Source organism: Bacteroidales bacterium, assembly GCA_012517825.1.
Taxonomy (GTDB): domain Bacteria; phylum Bacteroidota; class Bacteroidia; order Bacteroidales; family JAAYUG01; genus JAAYUG01.
Genome location: JAAYUG010000144.1, coordinates 1 through 17,503 on the forward strand (window position 1 = coordinate 1; position 17,503 = coordinate 17,503).

12 protein-coding genes are annotated in these 17,503 nt (G+C 43.8%); 2 read left to right on the forward strand and 10 right to left on the reverse strand.

Features of this window, described 5'->3' with window-relative positions; translation table 11 throughout:
- Nucleotides 1-20: 20 nt before the first annotated feature.
- Nucleotides 21-617, reverse strand: coding sequence for a nucleotide exchange factor GrpE (locus GX419_10155; GenBank protein NLI25055.1), 597 nt, complete (start codon nt 615-617; stop codon nt 21-23).
- A gap of 352 nt (nt 618-969) precedes the next feature.
- Between GX419_10155 and GX419_10160 the strand changes: the two genes are divergently transcribed.
- Complete coding sequence (locus GX419_10160) at nt 970-1,440, forward strand: hypothetical protein (GenBank protein ID NLI25056.1); 471 nt, start codon at nt 970-972, stop codon at nt 1,438-1,440.
- 52 nt (nt 1,441-1,492) lie between these two features.
- On the forward strand, nt 1,493-2,980 hold the full coding sequence (locus GX419_10165) for an SLC13/DASS family transporter (protein ID NLI25057.1): 1,488 nt from the start codon (nt 1,493-1,495) through the stop codon (nt 2,978-2,980).
- A 178-nt stretch (nt 2,981-3,158) separates the two neighbouring features.
- On the opposite strand, the gene GX419_10170 is transcribed toward GX419_10165, so the two are convergent.
- The 9 genes from GX419_10170 to GX419_10210 all read right to left on the reverse strand — a co-directional run.
- Nucleotides 3,159-3,935, reverse strand: a complete 777-nt coding sequence (locus GX419_10170) for a hypothetical protein (GenBank protein NLI25058.1) — start codon at nt 3,933-3,935, stop codon at nt 3,159-3,161.
- A 94-nt stretch (nt 3,936-4,029) separates the two neighbouring features.
- Complete coding sequence (locus GX419_10175) at nt 4,030-5,592, reverse strand: esterase family protein (GenBank protein ID NLI25059.1); 1,563 nt, start codon at nt 5,590-5,592, stop codon at nt 4,030-4,032.
- 7 nt (nt 5,593-5,599) lie between these two features.
- On the reverse strand, nt 5,600-7,204 hold the full coding sequence (locus tag GX419_10180; GenBank protein ID NLI25060.1) for an esterase family protein: 1,605 nt from the start codon (nt 7,202-7,204) through the stop codon (nt 5,600-5,602).
- 11 nt (nt 7,205-7,215) lie between these two features.
- On the reverse strand, nt 7,216-8,781 hold the full coding sequence (locus GX419_10185) for an ADP-ribosylglycohydrolase family protein (protein ID NLI25061.1): 1,566 nt from the start codon (nt 8,779-8,781) through the stop codon (nt 7,216-7,218).
- Nucleotides 8,782-8,888: 107 nt separating this feature from the next.
- Nucleotides 8,889-10,520 carry an ADP-ribosylglycohydrolase family protein gene (locus GX419_10190; protein NLI25062.1) on the reverse strand — a complete coding sequence of 544 codons (1,632 nt, stop codon included), beginning with the start codon at nt 10,518-10,520 and terminating at the stop codon, nt 8,889-8,891.
- 4 nt (nt 10,521-10,524) lie between these two features.
- The gene (locus tag GX419_10195; GenBank protein ID NLI25063.1) at nt 10,525-12,528 is read right to left on the reverse strand and encodes an ADP-ribosylglycohydrolase family protein; all 2,004 of its coding nucleotides are present in this window, start codon (nt 12,526-12,528) and stop codon (nt 10,525-10,527) included.
- On the reverse strand, nt 12,525-14,048 hold the full coding sequence (locus tag GX419_10200; GenBank protein ID NLI25064.1) for a RagB/SusD family nutrient uptake outer membrane protein: 1,524 nt from the start codon (nt 14,046-14,048) through the stop codon (nt 12,525-12,527). The genes GX419_10195 and GX419_10200 overlap by 4 nt, the downstream gene beginning before the upstream one ends.
- A 16-nt stretch (nt 14,049-14,064) precedes the next feature.
- Nucleotides 14,065-16,932, reverse strand: coding sequence for a SusC/RagA family TonB-linked outer membrane protein (locus GX419_10205; GenBank protein ID NLI25065.1), 2,868 nt, complete (start codon nt 16,930-16,932; stop codon nt 14,065-14,067).
- Nucleotides 16,933-17,042: 110 nt separating this feature from the next.
- On the reverse strand, nt 17,043-17,503 hold a 461-nt coding region (locus GX419_10210; GenBank protein NLI25066.1), incomplete at its 5' end, for a ribokinase.

Sequence of the window (17,503 nt, forward strand, 5' to 3'; positions counted from 1 at the left end):
CATTGCAATTATTCGCATTCTTATTCTCCTACCACCACTTTCGGGAATCTTACCACCTTATCGTGGAGTGTATATCCTTTCTGTACCACATCTACCACCTTTCCTTTCTTATCCTGATCGTCAACAGGAATTTTGGTGATGGCTTCATGGAAGTCGGTATTGAACGGCTGGTTGAGTGCGTCAATTTCCTTGATGCCCTTCTGTGTAAGAAAGTCTTTCAGTTTGGAATAGATAAGTTCCACACCGGTTTTAACGGCTTCCAGGTCCTGCGATTCGCGGATGGATTTCATTGCCCGTTCCACATCGTCGAGGATGGGCAGAAAGGAAACCAGAACATCTTCTCCGGCAGTTTTTATCAGCTCCATGCGTTCCTTCAGCATGCGCTTGCGGTAATTGTCGAAGTCGGCGGCAAGACGAATGTACTTATCCTGCAGGGCAGAAAGCTGTTCCTCCGGTGAAGGTCCGGTCTTGGCTTCCGGCTTTTCTGTTTCCCCTTCAGGTACCTCCGCTTCCATGACAGGCTGTTCCGGCATGGCTTCCGCCGGTGGCATATCAGCGCTCTGACTTTCTGTCATGTTTCCGGCTTCTGCTTTTGCACCATTTTTTACCTCATCCATCACCTGGCTTTCATCTGCATGCTTTTTTTCTTCTTTATTTCTTTTCATAGTCTGTTTTAATCCTCCTGAATATTTATCTGGTAAATCCCAACTGACAATATATGCTATAATTTATTCCTGTTTCTTTACCTTTCCGCTGAAAGATAAAGAATGGGATTATCCGGTAACGTCAGTCTTCGTCTTTGGACTGCAAAGGAACAAAAATTTTGCCAATCGGTCAGCTAAAGACAAGATGGCAGAGAAGAGAGTGCTGGCCGATTATTTTTTTGGCCTGAAATGTTGAAAGAACAAAGTTTTCATCGCTCCAGCAATTCCTGGGATTCAATTATATTTACTAACTAAAATCAAGCAAATGGACACGCCAGATTTCAGCCAACCGGAGATGGTATTAAGCGGGAAACGTCCCTCCCGACCTGTTTTATTTGCGTTTTTTCTTAATGACAAGCTTTACCATCATCTAACGGGAAAGCAAATGGAAAACTGCTCAACGAATGAAGAAAACATTGTTGTTGTCATTGAAGCGTTCAGGAATACAGGCTACGATTATGTTACCCTGACGTGCCGGAATAGAAACACACTAAAGTTTGAAAGAGGGGAAAAACATAAAGAGGAAAGCATTTCGCTGATAGTATATGAACAATATTCTTCACGCATAAGCCTCCCTGGCGGAATTGATATGGACTTTCTTGTCCGCGCTTATCCGGCCGAAATCAGAGCAAGGGCTGTTAATCTGCTGAAACGGACTGCCGCAAGGGTAGATATGCCATGGGCTCCGGTAACAGCATTCCCGAATACATGCCCTTTGAGAACTATTTTGCGATGAATTCAGCGGTGGAAGAAATGATCTGTAATGTGTCAATAAGAATACTTTTTTTATGATATCAGGAAAATATCTGGGTCTTTTTGCAGGTGCCGGTGTGTGTGCTGTCATGCTGGCTTTACCTGAACCAGCAGGCATGACGGTTGCAGCAAAGAATGCCGCCGCAGTGGTGTTGTTAATGAGTATCTGGTGGATATCAGGGGCTATACCGATTTATGTAACAGCCTTTGTGCCTCTGGCAATGTTTCCTTTATTAAAAATCCTACCTGCAGCTGAAACGGCCCAAAATTACGGACATGGCTATGTTCTTATGCTGCTTGCCGGTTTTATTCTGGCAAAAGCTATTGAATCACAGAACCTTCACCGCAGGATAGCTTTTTTTCTGATGAGTGCTTTTGGAACCAGCCGAAGGATTATTCTTTTAAGTATTATGATAACCGTGGCCTTCATTTCAATGTGGATTTCCAATGTTACCACTGCCATGCTTATGTTACCCATTACCCTTGCTATCATCGTACAGGAAGAGGAAGGTATGGATAAAAGTGGTAATTTCCCGAAGGCCTTGTTGTTTGGAGTTGCTTATTCTGCAACAATAGGCGGGGTAGGAACCCTGATTGGATCGCCTACGAATCTCATTTTTGCGGGTATCATGGAGAAGCTTTTTCCCGGTGCGCCTCCTGTTACCTTCTATAGCTGGCTTAAAATGGGTTTTCCCGTAATGATAATCTTTCTCCCGCTGGTCTGGATTTACCTTGTTAAGTATTTCCATGTCAGCGGTCGGCTTGTTCAGGATGCTGCTCTCAGAAAGCAGGAACTGAAAAATCTGGGAAAGATGACAGCCGGCGAGAAAGGAGTTTTGTATGTTTTCCTTCTTGCTGTTTTCGGCTGGGTATTTAAGGATGGATTTGTATTTGGAAATTTGGTCATTCCGGGATGGGGATCAATAACCGGACTGGACAAATATGTTCACGACAGTACGGTAGCAATGGTATGTGCCATTCTTCTTTTTATTGTACCGGCTGGCAAAGGAAAACGTCTGATTGACTGGAAACAGGCATCACAAATACCCTGGGGCGTGGCAATGATTGTGGGCGGAGGGTATGCTATGGCGGAGGGATTTAAATCGACCGGACTGGCTGAATGGATTGGAAATCAGTTATATTTTATCAATACTCTTCCTTCTTTGATGGTACTGGTTGTGGTACTGTTGTTTATTCTGGTATTTACCGAGTTTAATCCCAATACTGCTACGGCAAATATTTTTCTACCTGTGCTGGCCAGTATGGGAATTGCAGCGCAAACAAACCCTTTGTTACTGATGATTCCTGCCACGATTGCCTCATCCTTTGCATTTATGATGCCTGTGGGAACAGGGCCCAATACTGTAATATTCGGGAGTGAAAGAATCTCTGTGGCCGATATGGTAAAATGCGGCCTGGGGTTGAAAATAATCAGCCTTATTCTTCTTGTACTGATTTTGTATTTTATTGTTATGCCATCGCTTCATCTGCAAACCTCTTTGCCTTCCTGGGCCCTAAAATAACTATCTTTTTTAGGGTTGTTACCACTTGTTTTCAGGGGGGCATGCCTAAAGTTGAAACCCACCTGAGCCCCTGAACCTTGATTATACCTGTTACAAAAAAGAGCGTGTTGAAAAAGCACGCTCTCTTTTGTATTGAACCTTGCCGCAAACGGAAGCAGCCGGTAATCAGAAAACCTTCTCAATAGTAAGTAAAGGTATATACTTCCTGCCAGTCAGCGCCTTTACGAATCATTTTGGTGATTCGGTTTTTGGCATCAAACTCATAGGTAATATCGGTTCTTCCCTTTACAATGGGATTTTGTCTCGGATCCCAATATTCAAGATATTGTACCAGTTTTGCGCTTGGTTTGCCAAAAAGATTGCCCATAGGCAGGAATGTATTATCTATAAGCGATGCCTGATAAATCCCGAAAACATTATCCCCCGGAGTGTAAAAGAATTCTTTAATTTTCTTTACAGTAACTCCGTCATCATCATACGTTGTATGCCTGATAATATTCCCGTTGGTGATATCAGCTTTGTATTTAAGATGATCCGCATCGCCCCAGTGTTCAATCACTGTCGTCAGGAAGCCATTGGCATCATAAGTGTACTGGGCATATTCTCCGCCTCCCCAATCTTCCTTGCTCACCATACCCTGGGCATTCAGCTCATAGCTTCTGTAGTTTGAACCGCTGGTAATGTTCTTGATAGTTAGCTTGCCCGGCACGGAATAATCATACTTGAGGATTTTGTCCACCTCGTCATTCCAGTAATCATAAATGGTGTCAATCCGTTTATTGGCATCATAAACAAAACGATACGTCTCAACCCCATCGGTATATTCAACACCAATGGTTTTGATGAGGGCCGCCTCGAGTTTGTTCTCATCTTCATCGTCCTTGTCTTTTTTACAGGACGTAAAGGTTATTGCAAGCATGCCTGCAATAACGAAGAAATACATCATCTTTTTCATAGCATAAAATTTAAAGGTTTAACGATAAAGGGATCAGGTATTAATTGGTTAAATTCTTTTTTATAAAGCAAATAAGTCATCGGGTTCATTTTTTCTATCTGTGAATTTTGGTGGTAACATACTTAATATAGTTGGGCAGCCCTTCAAAAAACCATTCGAAACCTCCGTTGCCTTCCCTTACACGATATTCATGATAGATTTCCTTTTCCCGGAACTGGATGTGCAGATTCCCGAAGAAGCGATAATTGCTTCCGTTAGAAGGAGCATCAAAATAATACCAGGCGAAGGAAAGGTCTTGTTTCCCTGCAAGGACTTGTTCGCTGCCATTTTCACTGGAGGTAAAACGGGCATCGCTCAGTACGAAAGCTGTAAACGATTCAGGTAGCTGCATATTTTGCAACAATACCCGGGAACCATTGCTGTATGCCAGCAGTGCTCTGAAACGCTTCCCGGGTCGGATCCTGAAATTCTTCTCCATTTCCGTAACGGTCACTGATAGCAAATCATCCTGTTTTTCATCTGCAAAAATGAGAATACAGGGCGGAGTGTCGGGAATAATAGTCTGTTCATGAATGAGGGCGCTGATTTTTTTCATTTGAACGGTGTCAAAAGGCCCGACAAAATAAAGTACAGGGTAAAGTCGTGTGGTTTCATTGTATTCCGGCGGGAGTGCAACAAAACATCCGTGCATTCTGATGAGCTGTTCTTTGTTTATTGCTGTTTCATTCAGCAATGTATGAGGAGAAAGTTTATGGTCTCCCCGGTAAGGTTTGTTCTCGAACGCATCGCTTATAAACCTCAGAGCATTTGGGAGAGCTTCTCTCCAGTATGAGAATTCATGGCCACCGTTACGTACCCTGAATTCATGACGGATCGCATTGTCCATCATCAGCATGTGCAGTTCTTCGTTGCTTTTGGCCAGGGTTTGCTCATCGTCGCCATTATCAATGTAGATTTTCAGGCCATGGATTTTCCTGTTATTTTTGATAAGGTAAAAAGGACTGTTTTGTTTATAGTACTCAGTTATTCTTTCCTTTCCTGATTTTCCTTCACCACCAAATAACCTTCCCCACTGGCGGTCCCACTCTTCCTGAGGCGATTCTGTCATATACTGGCTATCGGTACGTACTGAAATGCTGAGAGGAACACTTACTGAAAAAACATCCGGGTGTTTCAGCGGGAGCACCAGAGCTCCGAACCCACCCATGGAATAGCCTGTGATGGCACGGTGCCTGCCATCAGGAATAGTTCTGTAGGCAGAATCTATATAGGGAATGAATTCTTTGATAAACATATCTTCGTACCTGAACTTCCCCAGATAGTCATTGACATAATAGCTACGAAAACCCTGTGGCATTATATAAATTGCCGGGATTATTTGTCCTGTTCTTCTTTCCTCGTCAATAAACTGCGAGAGGCGGCCATACTCAAGCCATGATGATTCGTTGTCCCCCAGACCATGCAACAGGTAAACAACAGGAAAGGATTTGTTGCTGGAAAAGTATTCATCGGGCAGAATGACGGAATATTTCACTTCCTGTCCCAGAATCCTGCTGTATATGGAAAGACCTTCCATTATACGGACAGGATTTCCTGCAACTGCAATTACCGGCAGCAGGGCTATAATGACAGAAAAGAATTTACTCCTCGTTCTCATTAAAAGGTCAGTTTGAAAGTTTCAGATACATGTTATGCAGTGAGTAATAAAGTCCGGTCTGCATTGCATTGAATGGCGTTGTACTTTGGCGCACCCTGTATTCAAACGGCATGTTGTTGTATTTTAGCTGTTTGTACATTCTGTTGTATCCGGTAAAAGAAGCATTATCGTCAGTCTGGTCAAGATAATAAAACACACCCGCTGCTGGTTCCTTAAGAGAATCGGGAATATTAGCATTGTAAAGAAAGCAACCGACAAAATCACCAGAGGCTGAACGGATGACGGACAACATGTCTGCTCCTGTATTTCCGAATGCCAGAGCAATTCTTTTCCCGGGAGATGCAATGGTATGAAACAGGGAATCCGTTCTGGCAATAATAAGCTGGATATTCCCGATCAAATCATCCGTTGACAGGTGGGATATGTTTACAATAAGCGCAGGAGGTATTTTCCCTTTGATCATGGCATCATTCAGCAGGGCAAAACGATCGAGAGACTGCCCTGAAATCTCATTCCGATCATCCTCTGAGAAGATATAAATGGACGGGTATTTTTCGGTTTCTTTGTATGATGGGGGTTTTACAATATGAACGGTCGCCGTGTTGCCGGACGTGGTTATAGAATCAAATTGTGCAGGGGCAGGATACGTGAGGCTGTATGGGATTTCCTGATCAGTTGAAGTGTTTTGCTGATGAAACCCATCGGCAATAAACCCGAATGCTTCAGGTAATGAAGCATGCCAGTAATCCCATGAGTGGGCGCCGTTTCTGACCCTGTAACTGTGGGGAAGATTCTGCTGTCGCATAAGTACATGCAAATCGTCGTTTGTGATGTTCAGCTGTTCTTCGTCATCACCGCAGTCAATCAGAAAACGCAGATGGCTATATGGAGACAAATCCTCAGCGCGGAAAAGATAGAAAGGACTGTGTTCCTTAAAATATTCTGTAATGCGGCCGGTGCCAGAAGATCCTGTTCCGCCGAATATGGCTCCAAACTGGTAATCGAATACATTTTGCGGTTCGGCTAAATACTGTTCATCGGTCCTGAACGACATGCTCAGGCAGACACCTGTCGAAAAAATCTCAGGATGTTTCAGGGGCAGTATCATTGCTCCGTAACCGCCCATGGAATATCCCATTACAGCCCGGTGGATACTTCCTTTCCTGGTTCTGAAGAGTGAATCAACTGCAGGCACAAGTTCATTGACAAACATATCCATATAGGGAAACTTCCCATTGTACCGGTTTACATAGTACGAATTATAGCCATCGGGCATAACGTAAATTACAGGCCCGGTAACCGTTGCATATGCTCCGGCATAATATTCAATATTTCCACCCAGTTTCCAGGCGGTAAAATTGTCTCCAAAACCGTGGAGGAGATAAACAACAGGGAAGGAATCACGCCCTGTATTATATTCTTCCGGTAAAAGAACTGCATATGTAACCGAACGGTTAAGCAACCGGCTGTTAATTTCAGAAACCTGATAAAGATCAACAGATTGTACAGGCTTTTCTTCTTCCTTTTTGCACATAAATGCAAACAGAAGAAACACGCCTGAAAAGGTCAGTGTTTTGAGCGAGTGTTCTGTATGCAACCAGGGTGTGTTCATGTTTCTGTACTCTATGTGCCACTGCTTAACGTAGGCTCTTTAGATGAATAGATCACCACATCTTTGAAATTAATCCGGAAATCCGGATCGGGATTTTTCCATTCAATTTTCAGGGTATGGGTTCCTTCCGGAAGCAGATATTTATGCCATATATCGTATTTCCTGACAATATAGTCATAGGGCATTTTGACCTGTTCTGTCAAAGTGTTGTCAAGATAAACATTCAACAAAGCAACATAATCCGGATTCGGATTCCGGGCACAGGGGTTATTCTTTACCGCTCCCATACATACGATACCGTTGCCTTCAAAACTCAGTTCAAAGCTTCCTGATTCAATTTCCTTATTAAAGGGCCTTCTTTCTTTCGGAAACATTCCTTCAAACGATTGTTCAAAATTTACACTTACAGGATTCTGAACAGTAAGAACAACTTCATCCTTGTCAATAACCCCACCTTCCTTGCGAATATGATTGAGAGAATGTTTCAGGCTGAGTTCACAGGCTTTTTTCAGGCTGGTATGGGTATAAGGGAAATACATTTCTTCAGTTTTTTCAACTGATGGTTTCCAGCAGGAAGGTATTCCTGAATAACCCAGAATGACTCCAAGGATTCCTCCTGCTGTTGAGGGATTGCAGTCAGAATCCTGTCCTGCACGGGTTGCAATATCGATTGTTTTGAAAAAATCCTTTTCTCCATATAGCAGTGCCATTGTTACATAGGCAGCATTCAAGGAAGCATCAATATTAAAAGCATTGAATACTCCTTCAGGGCAGCCTTTTTCGGAGGTGTGCTTCTTTTCAATTTCAAACCAGCATTGCTTCCAGTCGTTAGGATATTCCTTGTGCCACGCGATCACGTCACTTATGGTTTTGTAAAACCGGGTTTTTTCCGGTATAGTTTTAAGCGCCTCGCTGACTATAAAAGGAATATCATCGTTAATATAGGCAAATGAATAGAGAGCGGCTATAAAAACACCCCCATACCACCCGTCGCCGTAGTTCATAATATGCCCGATTTTGTCGCAAAGATCAGTTGCTGCATTGACCATTCCCGGGTACATCATTCCGATAAAATCGGCTTCGATCTGAAAATCAATATCATCGGCATGGGGATTGTTCAGCCAGTGACCTGAAGCAGGGGGCAGAATGCCGTTCAGAATGTTATACCGGGCGGCCTGATTTGCATGCCAGAGTTTATATTTGCTGGTAGCAAAGGCAATAGCAAAGGAATCTGCTGGTGCTTCTGGTCCCAGACGATCATATACTTCCAGGAATGTCAGATCCATGTAAACATCATCGTACAAACCGGGGTCAGCTTCAAATGTTTCCCTGATGTAATCATCGTACCATGGTATGGGTTGGTAATCCTGGATCATGGAGCCTCGAAACTTAAACTCAGTAGGGCCTCCGTAGGTACAGCCTATCGTCTGACCGGCCCATCCTCCCCGGATTTTATCGTTCAGAGTTGAAAGAGAAATTTTAGCCACTGCCACCTTACCGGTCCTGGTTTGCGGTTTTTCTTTACAGCCGGTAAATAGTAAACCAATTATCAGCGATAGTAGTACGTATTTTTTCATCATAATAAAATTAATTTTCAATGGTATGATGGAACCCACATGTTCGGCATTTTATTACCGCTGTGTTTGTGTTTGTAAAACATGTGGGTTTCATATTGTTCTTTTGTTTACTCCAAAGGCAAGTTGTTCATAGGCGGGTTTTGGCTATAAATGATCAAATCATTAATATGAATCAGATAATCAGGATTCGGGTTAATCCATTTAATCATTACGTGGTGCATTCGTTCTTCAAGAAGGTATTTCCAGGCAGGCTCCAGACGCCGGGAGGTGTTCATCATGGGCATCCGAACATGTTGGTCAAGCTCGCCGTCCATCCATATTTCCAGCTCAGCCACATAGGGGTCGTTTGGTTCAGCCAGAGCAAATACTTCGGTACCGAACTTATTGGCTATTCTTGTAAAGTATTCTTTTGAAATTCCTTTGCATTTTATCAGATTCCCGTACAAAATGTATCCATTCCCTTCAAAGGAGAAGGAAAAGGTATCGGTTATGGAACGGTCGATGCGTTCTCTGGCCTTGGGATATGTATGGATAAAGTTCTGTTCAAATGCAACTGGTTCCACCTTTTCAACCGGAATACATACTGTATTTGAGTCGGTTTTTCCTCCAGAAAGAGTGATGAGCTGAATGGCATGTTTTAAGCTGAGTTCATAAGCTTTGGCCAGAGAAACATGGGTGTCTTTAAAATCAAGTACTTCAATTTCGCGAAGTGGATCAAGCCAGAAAGCGGGGATGTTAGAATATCCCAGCATTACTCCCAGGATGCCACCGGCAGTAGAAGGATTGCAGTCAGAATCCTGACCGCAGCGGGTAGCAATATCAATAGTGCGTGAAAAGGAACCCTGGCCGTAAAGAAGAGCAAGTGCCACATAAGCGGAATTGATTTTTGCGTCAATGTTGAAGGAAAGAAAAACTCCCTTTGGGCAACCAACGTCTTTGTTCCATTTTTTATGGAGTTCAAACCACGTCCATTGCCAGTCATCAGGGTGCTGCTTATGCCATTTTATTACATCAGATATACAGGAATGGAACTGGGTGCCTTCTGGGATACTTTTCAGAGCCTCGTTCACAATGAAATTTACATCATTTGAAACGAATGCAAGTGCATAGAGATTGGCAACAAAAACACCTCCGTAGAAGCCATCTCCGCTGTTCATAATATGACCCACCCTGTTGGCTATTTCATTAGCTTTGTTTGGCATACCAGGCGTCATCAACCCTATGAAATCGGCTTCAATCTGAAAATCAATATCATCGGCATGAGGATTGTTGAGCCAGTTTCCTGATAACGGCGTACGCATGCCGTTACGGAGGTTGTAACGGGCCATCTGATTGGCATGAGCCAGATGAAACTCTGTTGAGGCAAAGTGCGAAGCTATGGTATCAGCAGAAACATCCAGACCATATTTTTCAAATATTTCAGCAAAGGTTAAGTCATTGTAAATATCATCAAAGAGACCGGGTTTTTTGTCCCACCAGTATTTGACAAAGCCCTTTCCCCATTTGATTGGCTGATAATCCTGGATGGTAGTGCCCTGAAATTTAAATTCAGTCTGGGCTCCATAAACAACACCAATTGTCTGGCCGGCCCATCCGCCTTTGATTTTATCCTGCAGGGTTTCTGTGGGGATCTTGATGCATGCCGGTTCACCTGTGTTCCTGTTCTTCTGGCATGCACTGTTTCCCAACACAGAAACCACTGCAGAAAGAAGGAAAATTTTAGTGAATTTGCAGAGCATATATTCAGGGTTTTTGGGAGGATTCATAAACACTAAGTTCCGTAATGGAAGTAAAAGAAGAAACTGTGTTGGTGTATTTATGCCAGTGATTCTGGATTGCCGCATCGCCTATGATACGAACAGCCCTGGTCCGGACAGGGCGGAATGCAAGCAAATATTCAACATTCGGAGCCTGATGGAAGACATCCGTATTTTCTGGCAGAGGGGGAATAATCTGAAGTTCTTCTACCGGGACCCATTTGCCTTCAGCATTTTGATACTGGACATTCAGCGAAGTAAACCATCCTCCGAATTCCTCAAGGCATCCTGCATGCAAGGAGATAAGATCAATGGTATGTTCATCTTTCCATCCGTAACCGTAATAATCAACTTTGGGAATTTTTGTTTTCGCTGCCAGGCTGATAAACGTTGAGCCCTTGCCGTACAGAACACCATCGCGTATTGCGTCTATGTGGGCAGTATAGGCTTGTTTGCCGCAGGTACACCAGGTTGAGTCAAGCACAGCTTGGTTAATGACCCGTACATTGGCAAAGACTGTATCGGCAATGGGGGCTATGTTCTTATTTCGCACCCATAATTCAAATTCTTTTACAGCTTTTTCTTTTCCGTTGTCAAGTTGTAAGGTAATAAAAAATCTTCCCGGCCGGGAAGGGGTTCCCATCAGTTTACCATTCAGGAAGGTTAGCCCTTCCGGCAGGTTTCCTTTGAGAAGAATCCAACGATAATGCTGATTTGTTAAAGTATAGAAATTATAGTCAACAGGTTTTCCCACTTCTATCAGCGGACTTGGGCCTATGCAGAATTCAACCGGAGGATTGAACTCGGCCTCGCGGTTTATTACTATCATTTTGTTTCCGTTGGCAACGGTGATCTTTCCTCCCTTTTTCTGAACCAGCAAAAGAGTCTGATCCACAATGCGGTCGATGATATTGCTGATTTTTGCATCCGGCAGATCATACCGTGTAATGTTGACATACCGGTCGTTGAAAGGTTCTTTCCATTCTTTCAGGGGGCGGTAAAGGTCAGGAGGCAGTTTTTTGAATCCGTGGATTACACCGAGGAGTCCGCCAAGGGTTGCGGCCTGGTTGTCAGCATCAAATCCCATAGCACATGCCAGGTCAAGTGTCTTCTGGAAATCGCCTTTCCCATAAAGAAGGGCCAGGATTCCGCATGCTCCGTTCAGGTTGGCGTTCCAGATAGATTTTGTCTCAGCAGGTTCATTAACATAATATTCTTCAGCCATTTGCTGACGTGCCTTTTTCCAGTCATCCGGATACTTTTCAAAAAGGTTCAGTATGGTTTTAACTGTATTGGCATATCGGCCTTCCGGAGGCAACTCCCTCAATCCGATAGTGATGAGAGTATGGATGTCCTTTTCGAAGAAAGCAGCAGCGTACATTGCCCCATAGAGCACCGTTGGTTCTGTGGCCCAGTCATCACTGGTAATTCTTGCAGCCCAGTCAGATTTCTGTGCGGCATATTTTATCATTCCCGGTGCGGTATATCCCCAGATTTCATTGATAAGTTGCGGGTCAATCTGATACCAGTGGGGATTATATTCTTTGCTTCCGGTAAAAGGAGGAGTATAACCATAGTGCATAAGTCCCAAAGCTGCCCTGTTGGCAAGCCAAACCCTGTCACGTACATGGTACATCCATGCATTTTTTAAATCTTCATAGCTGGGTTCAGGGCCGGTCTTTTCCATTGTACAGAGATACATATACTCAATATCGGTATCATCATCCGAAAAAGCCCCATTGTAAGTGATGAGCTTGTTCAGGCTTTTTGTGTATCCGTAAGGCCAGTTTTCAGGACCAGGTTCAGCAATATATTTGTTTTCGTGAGGCAATCCGTACATATTTCCTATTAATTGCCCTATCCATGCCCCGGCGATCTTATCGCGAAGTTCATTAAGCGAAATGCTCTGTTTCTGCATCCTTCCCTGCGAAAAGGCTGTCGAAAAGCTGCAAAACCAGCATAAAAGCAATATGTATGTGCTTCGTTTCATAGAGGATTCTGAACAAGGTTAGGATTGGTATTTATAGCGGTTTGTGGAATCGGGAATAGTTTGGCATTTGGGCCTGAAGCAGGTTTATTCCACCAGGGGTCTCCCCATTTTCCGAAACGTATCAGATCCTGTCTGCGCCTTCCTTCCCATGCGAATTCACGGGCGAATTCGTCCAGCAATTCAGCATCATTCAGGTCGCTGGCAGTAAAAGGTGCCAGACCGGCCCGCGTACGAATTTTTTGTAACTGAGGATCAGACAGCATTTCGCCGGCACGCCCGAGCCGATAAAGAGCTTCAAGTTTGGTGTATAACACGTCTGCATAACGGAATATGGCAAAATCATTCTCCATATCATTAACATAATACTCCAGCTTGGGCTGGTATTCATATTTGCAGATTCTTGCCCCTTCCCATCGTTTTCGTGACATGTAATTGTCAATAGTCGGTGTATAAATAAACCAAACAGTATCCTGGGCAGGTCCTTCAATAAAGAAAATTTTGTTTCCGTTTTTGTCGTACTGCTGGCCTGACAGGAAGGATTTCCGCCTCAGATCGTTTTCTCCGAACTTGGCAACGAAAGGGGGTTCGATAACAAATTCATCCCACATCTGGCCAACGAAATCGAAAGTGGCCCTGCTTGCATCATTCAGTGTAAGAGTATACCAGTAGAAGCGATCTTTGGTATATACCGAATGGAAAGGAATCACAAAAATGTTTTCAACAGAAGATTCATTATGTACCTTAAAGTTTGCGAAGAAGTCATCTTCGATCGAATAAGCTCCCGATTCAATAACCTTGTTGCAGGCCTGAACCGCCTCTTCCCACATTGCCTGGCCTATCCATTCGCTTGCATTCAGATACAATTTGGCCAGCAGGGTATATGCCATACCCTGAGTTACTCTTCCATAGTATTCTGCAGTTGGTTGTGCCTGAAGTTTGTCTATGTTTGATGTAATCTCATTCACCAGGAAATTGAAAACATAGTTTCTGTCTTTTTGCAGAGGCAGTTTCTTATCAGTAAAGTCGACAGTGAACGGAATGTTACCCCAGTTATCCATTGCCCAGTAGTAAAATAATGCCCGTAAAATTTTTATTTCGGCTATTACACGTTCTTTTCCTTCAAAATTGATCGGGGTGGTTTCTGTTTCATATAGAACTTCATTGCAGGCACTTATCCCCTCAAATACCGATTGCCATGCAAGGGTGAGGATTTTGTTGTTTGCATTAAAACGGTGGGTATGCAATTGATCCCAGCGACCATTGTCCCATACGAACCCATCGTCGCGGGCAGGAGCAACCATCTCGTCTGAGGAAATTTCAATCAACGTCCACAGGCTGAACTCCTCGGTAAACCTTTGTAATTTTGTATAGGCCCGGCCAGCATTCATAAGGACATCTTCCTCGGTCCGGAAAAACTTTTCAATAGGTATATCGGAATAAATTTCTTCCTGAAGGTCGGTACATGCCGTTGATATTGCCAACAGGCATGCAGTAAGTATTAAAGGAAGAGTAGTTTTCATAGTGTTCTGTTTTTTGTTAGAATGTCAGATTGATACCGAAAGTGATGGTTGTCGTGCGCGGATAGTAGGTTAATCTTTCTATTCCTGGTTCAAGACCCAGCAGGTTCACCTCAGGATCGACACCCTGGTAACCTGTTATGCAAAACACATCCTGTGCGGTGAGCATGAAACGGGCAGCAGAAATGTACTTGATTTTGAACGGCAGATTATAGCCAATGGAAACATTGTCAAGTTTGAGGAAAGTAGCATCTTCCACATATTTGGATGAATAGGTGGCATTTCCAATAAACGAGGGGTTTTCAAGTTGTGAAAGCACAATATTGCGTGTGCCAATATTCTGCCAGTTTTCGTAATAAAGCCGGTAGAGATTTAGCACATTGCCACCGATATTTGACCGGAACGAGAAGCTGAGATCCCAGTTTTTGTAATTCATCGAGTTACTCCATCCGAGTGAGCAAGTAGGGTAGGCGTTTCCTATGGCCTCATAGTTCTCGGGATCGACAAGACCTATTGGATTAGCATTCTTGAACTTATCGTATCCGCTTTCATCAACACCAAGCCAAACGGGCCCCCAGAATGTACCGAGGCTCATTCCTTCCTTGATTCGTTGCGAATTTTGCGGTATGGCACCCCCTATCCAGCCTACATCAATGTATTTGTTGGTAAACTCGGCATTGGAAAACTTTGTGAGTTTGTTGCTGTTGGTGCTAAAAGTAAAAATGGTGTTCCATTTGAAATCATTCGTTTTGACTGGCGTTCCGTTGAGGGTAATCTCAACCCCAATATTTCGTATGGAACCCAGGTTGGAGAACAACTGGTTATAAAGATAGGGTGGAACGGATACACTATAGCGGTAGAGAAGATCGGTGCTGGTTCGGTAATAAAAATCTACTGAACCTCCGAAACGGCTTTTGAACAGAGCGAAGTCAGCACCTGCATTAAATTCCTGTTTTTTCTCCCAGCGGAGATCTTTGTTGGGATTGGAAACCGGTTGATAAGAATTGATCCAGTTTCCGTTATAGAAAAATTTACCAGCCTTTCCCATCAGTACAAGCGACTGGTAGTTTTCAAAATCCTGATTTCCTGTAATTCCATAGCCTACGCGGAGTTTCAGGTCATCCAGCCAGGATACATTCTGAAGGAAAGGTTCGTTGTGTATTCTCCATCCGAGGCTGATTGCCGGAAAGGAACCCCACTTATGATTTTCTCCAAATTTTGAAGAGCCTTCTCTCCGAAGGGAAACTGAAGCAAGATATTTACCCCTGTAGTTGTACATTATTCTTCCAAAAAAGGATATCAGCTTGCTTGATTCTTTGTAGGATCCCATTTCCCCTTTTCCTTCCGGGAGGGCTGAGCCGGCTCCTATATTGTATACTTCGTAGAGATCGGTATCGAACCCCGAATTAATCATATAATCATTGTCGTTCTCAAACTTCTGATAGGAGTAACCTGCAATCGTCTGAAAATTGTGATTGCCGGTGGAGAAATTGTAATTCAGGGTGCTTTCGTACTGGATGCTGTTGGAACTGCCATCACTGATTTCAGCTTCTCCGTTTCTTCCGATCCGGCTTGGATAATAACGCGTTCTGTAGGTAGTTTCTTCCCAGTTGGAGCCTTCGTGAGCAAGAAAATTGGACCAGGTAAGACCCTGGATCAGTTTAAGGCTGGCCCGTATGTTCTGTCCGTTGTCATTTGATTTTCCGATGCGCTTCATTTCTTTCAGCATGGCAACGGGATTATAATATTCGATACCGGGGAGAGATGAATAGCCTCCATACATGGTGTTGGCGGGGTCATAAACCGGTTGCGTAGGGTTCTGTATAAAGGCCTGATAGAAAATATTGTAATTAGCTGGTCTGTATTGTCTTAGTCCCATAATGATGTTGTAATCAATATCGAGCCGGCCGTCAAGCAATGATTGATTGATGTTGGTTTTGAACAGATACTTATTTGCGTCGTTTTTCTTCAAAAGCCCCTGGTTGTTGATAATATTGAATGAGGTTCTGTGCGAAAAGGCTTCCGTTCCACCCGAAATAGCCAGTGTTTGCCTGTGGCTGAAAGGAACGGGGCGTGTGATTTCTTTATACCAGTTGGTTTTAGCACCATAAATGCTTCCAATTTTATCAGGTGCATAGGTTTCAATGGCATATTTGAACTGATCAGCCGTGAGGTTTTTGACCATTCTTGCCGCAACCTGACCTGAAAACTGGCCCGTATATTCCATGCTGGTTTTACCGGTTTTGGCCTTTTTGGTTGTAATGAGAATAACTCCGTTGGTTCCCCGTGTTCCATAGATTGCAGCTGCTGAACCATCTTTCAGAATATCAATGGACTGAACATCTTCAAAATCGAGATTTTTCAAATCAGCTCCGGCGACACCGTCGATGATGATAAGAGGTCCTTGCCCGGAAGTCAGCGTATTGGTTCCTCTTAAAAGAATCTGGTAACCTGCCTGAGGGTCGGCACCGTTGGGTTTGATGACTGATAATCCGGCCACTTTCCCCTGAAGCAGTCCCATTGCATCATTGAACGTCCCTTTATTAAAAGCTTCCGGTTTCACTGAGGCTATGGAACCGGTAACCTCCTTTTTTGAAGCGGACCCATAGCCAATTACAACGATTTCCTCCAGACTTCTGGAAGTTTCCTTAAGTCGTATCGTATATGTTCCTTCTTTTGTAAAGGACTGTTCGAGGGTCTCATACCCTACATAGGAAAACACAAGAACATCTCCTGCATTGATCTGGAGTGAGAAATTTCCATCGGTATCGGTAATTGTTCCGGATTGAGTTCCCTTTACAATGATATTTACACCTACAAGTGGCGTTCCTGTAGTCTCTTCCAGTACCTGCCCTGAAATATTGATTTTTTTCAGATTCTGACCCATAGTTTGACCGGAAGAAAAAATCAGCCCTGATAGCAGAATTATGCTGACCAGAAGCCTGCAATTACCATATTTTACATTGTGTGCCATGGTTGGAGTTTTTGGCGATTGAATTATTCAATTTCAGATAAAACCGGTATTGACGACTGTGCTCCCATTCTGGTTACCGAAACGGAAGCGGCTTTATTGGCCAAACGGATGGCCTCTTGGATGGGTTTTCCGCTGGCAATTGCAACAGCAAGGTATCCGTTGAAGGTGTCTCCGGCAGCGGTAGTATCAACAGCTTTCACAGGGAAACCGGGTATGAGATCAGTTCTGCCTGGGGTGGCATACAGGGCTCCTTTTTCGCCCAGAGTGATAATGATTTGCCGGCATCCCATTTCAATCAGCCTGGCGGCGAGCCGGTACGGGTCCGTTTCATCCTCTTGTCCGTGACCAGTTATCATGGCGGCTTCGTGCTCATTCGGAGTAAGATACTCAATCTTTGACAGCAGGTCGGAGGCAATCGGAAACGCCGGAGCAGGGTTCAGAATAACAGGAATCTTATGAACTGAGGCAATTTCAATGGCTGTGC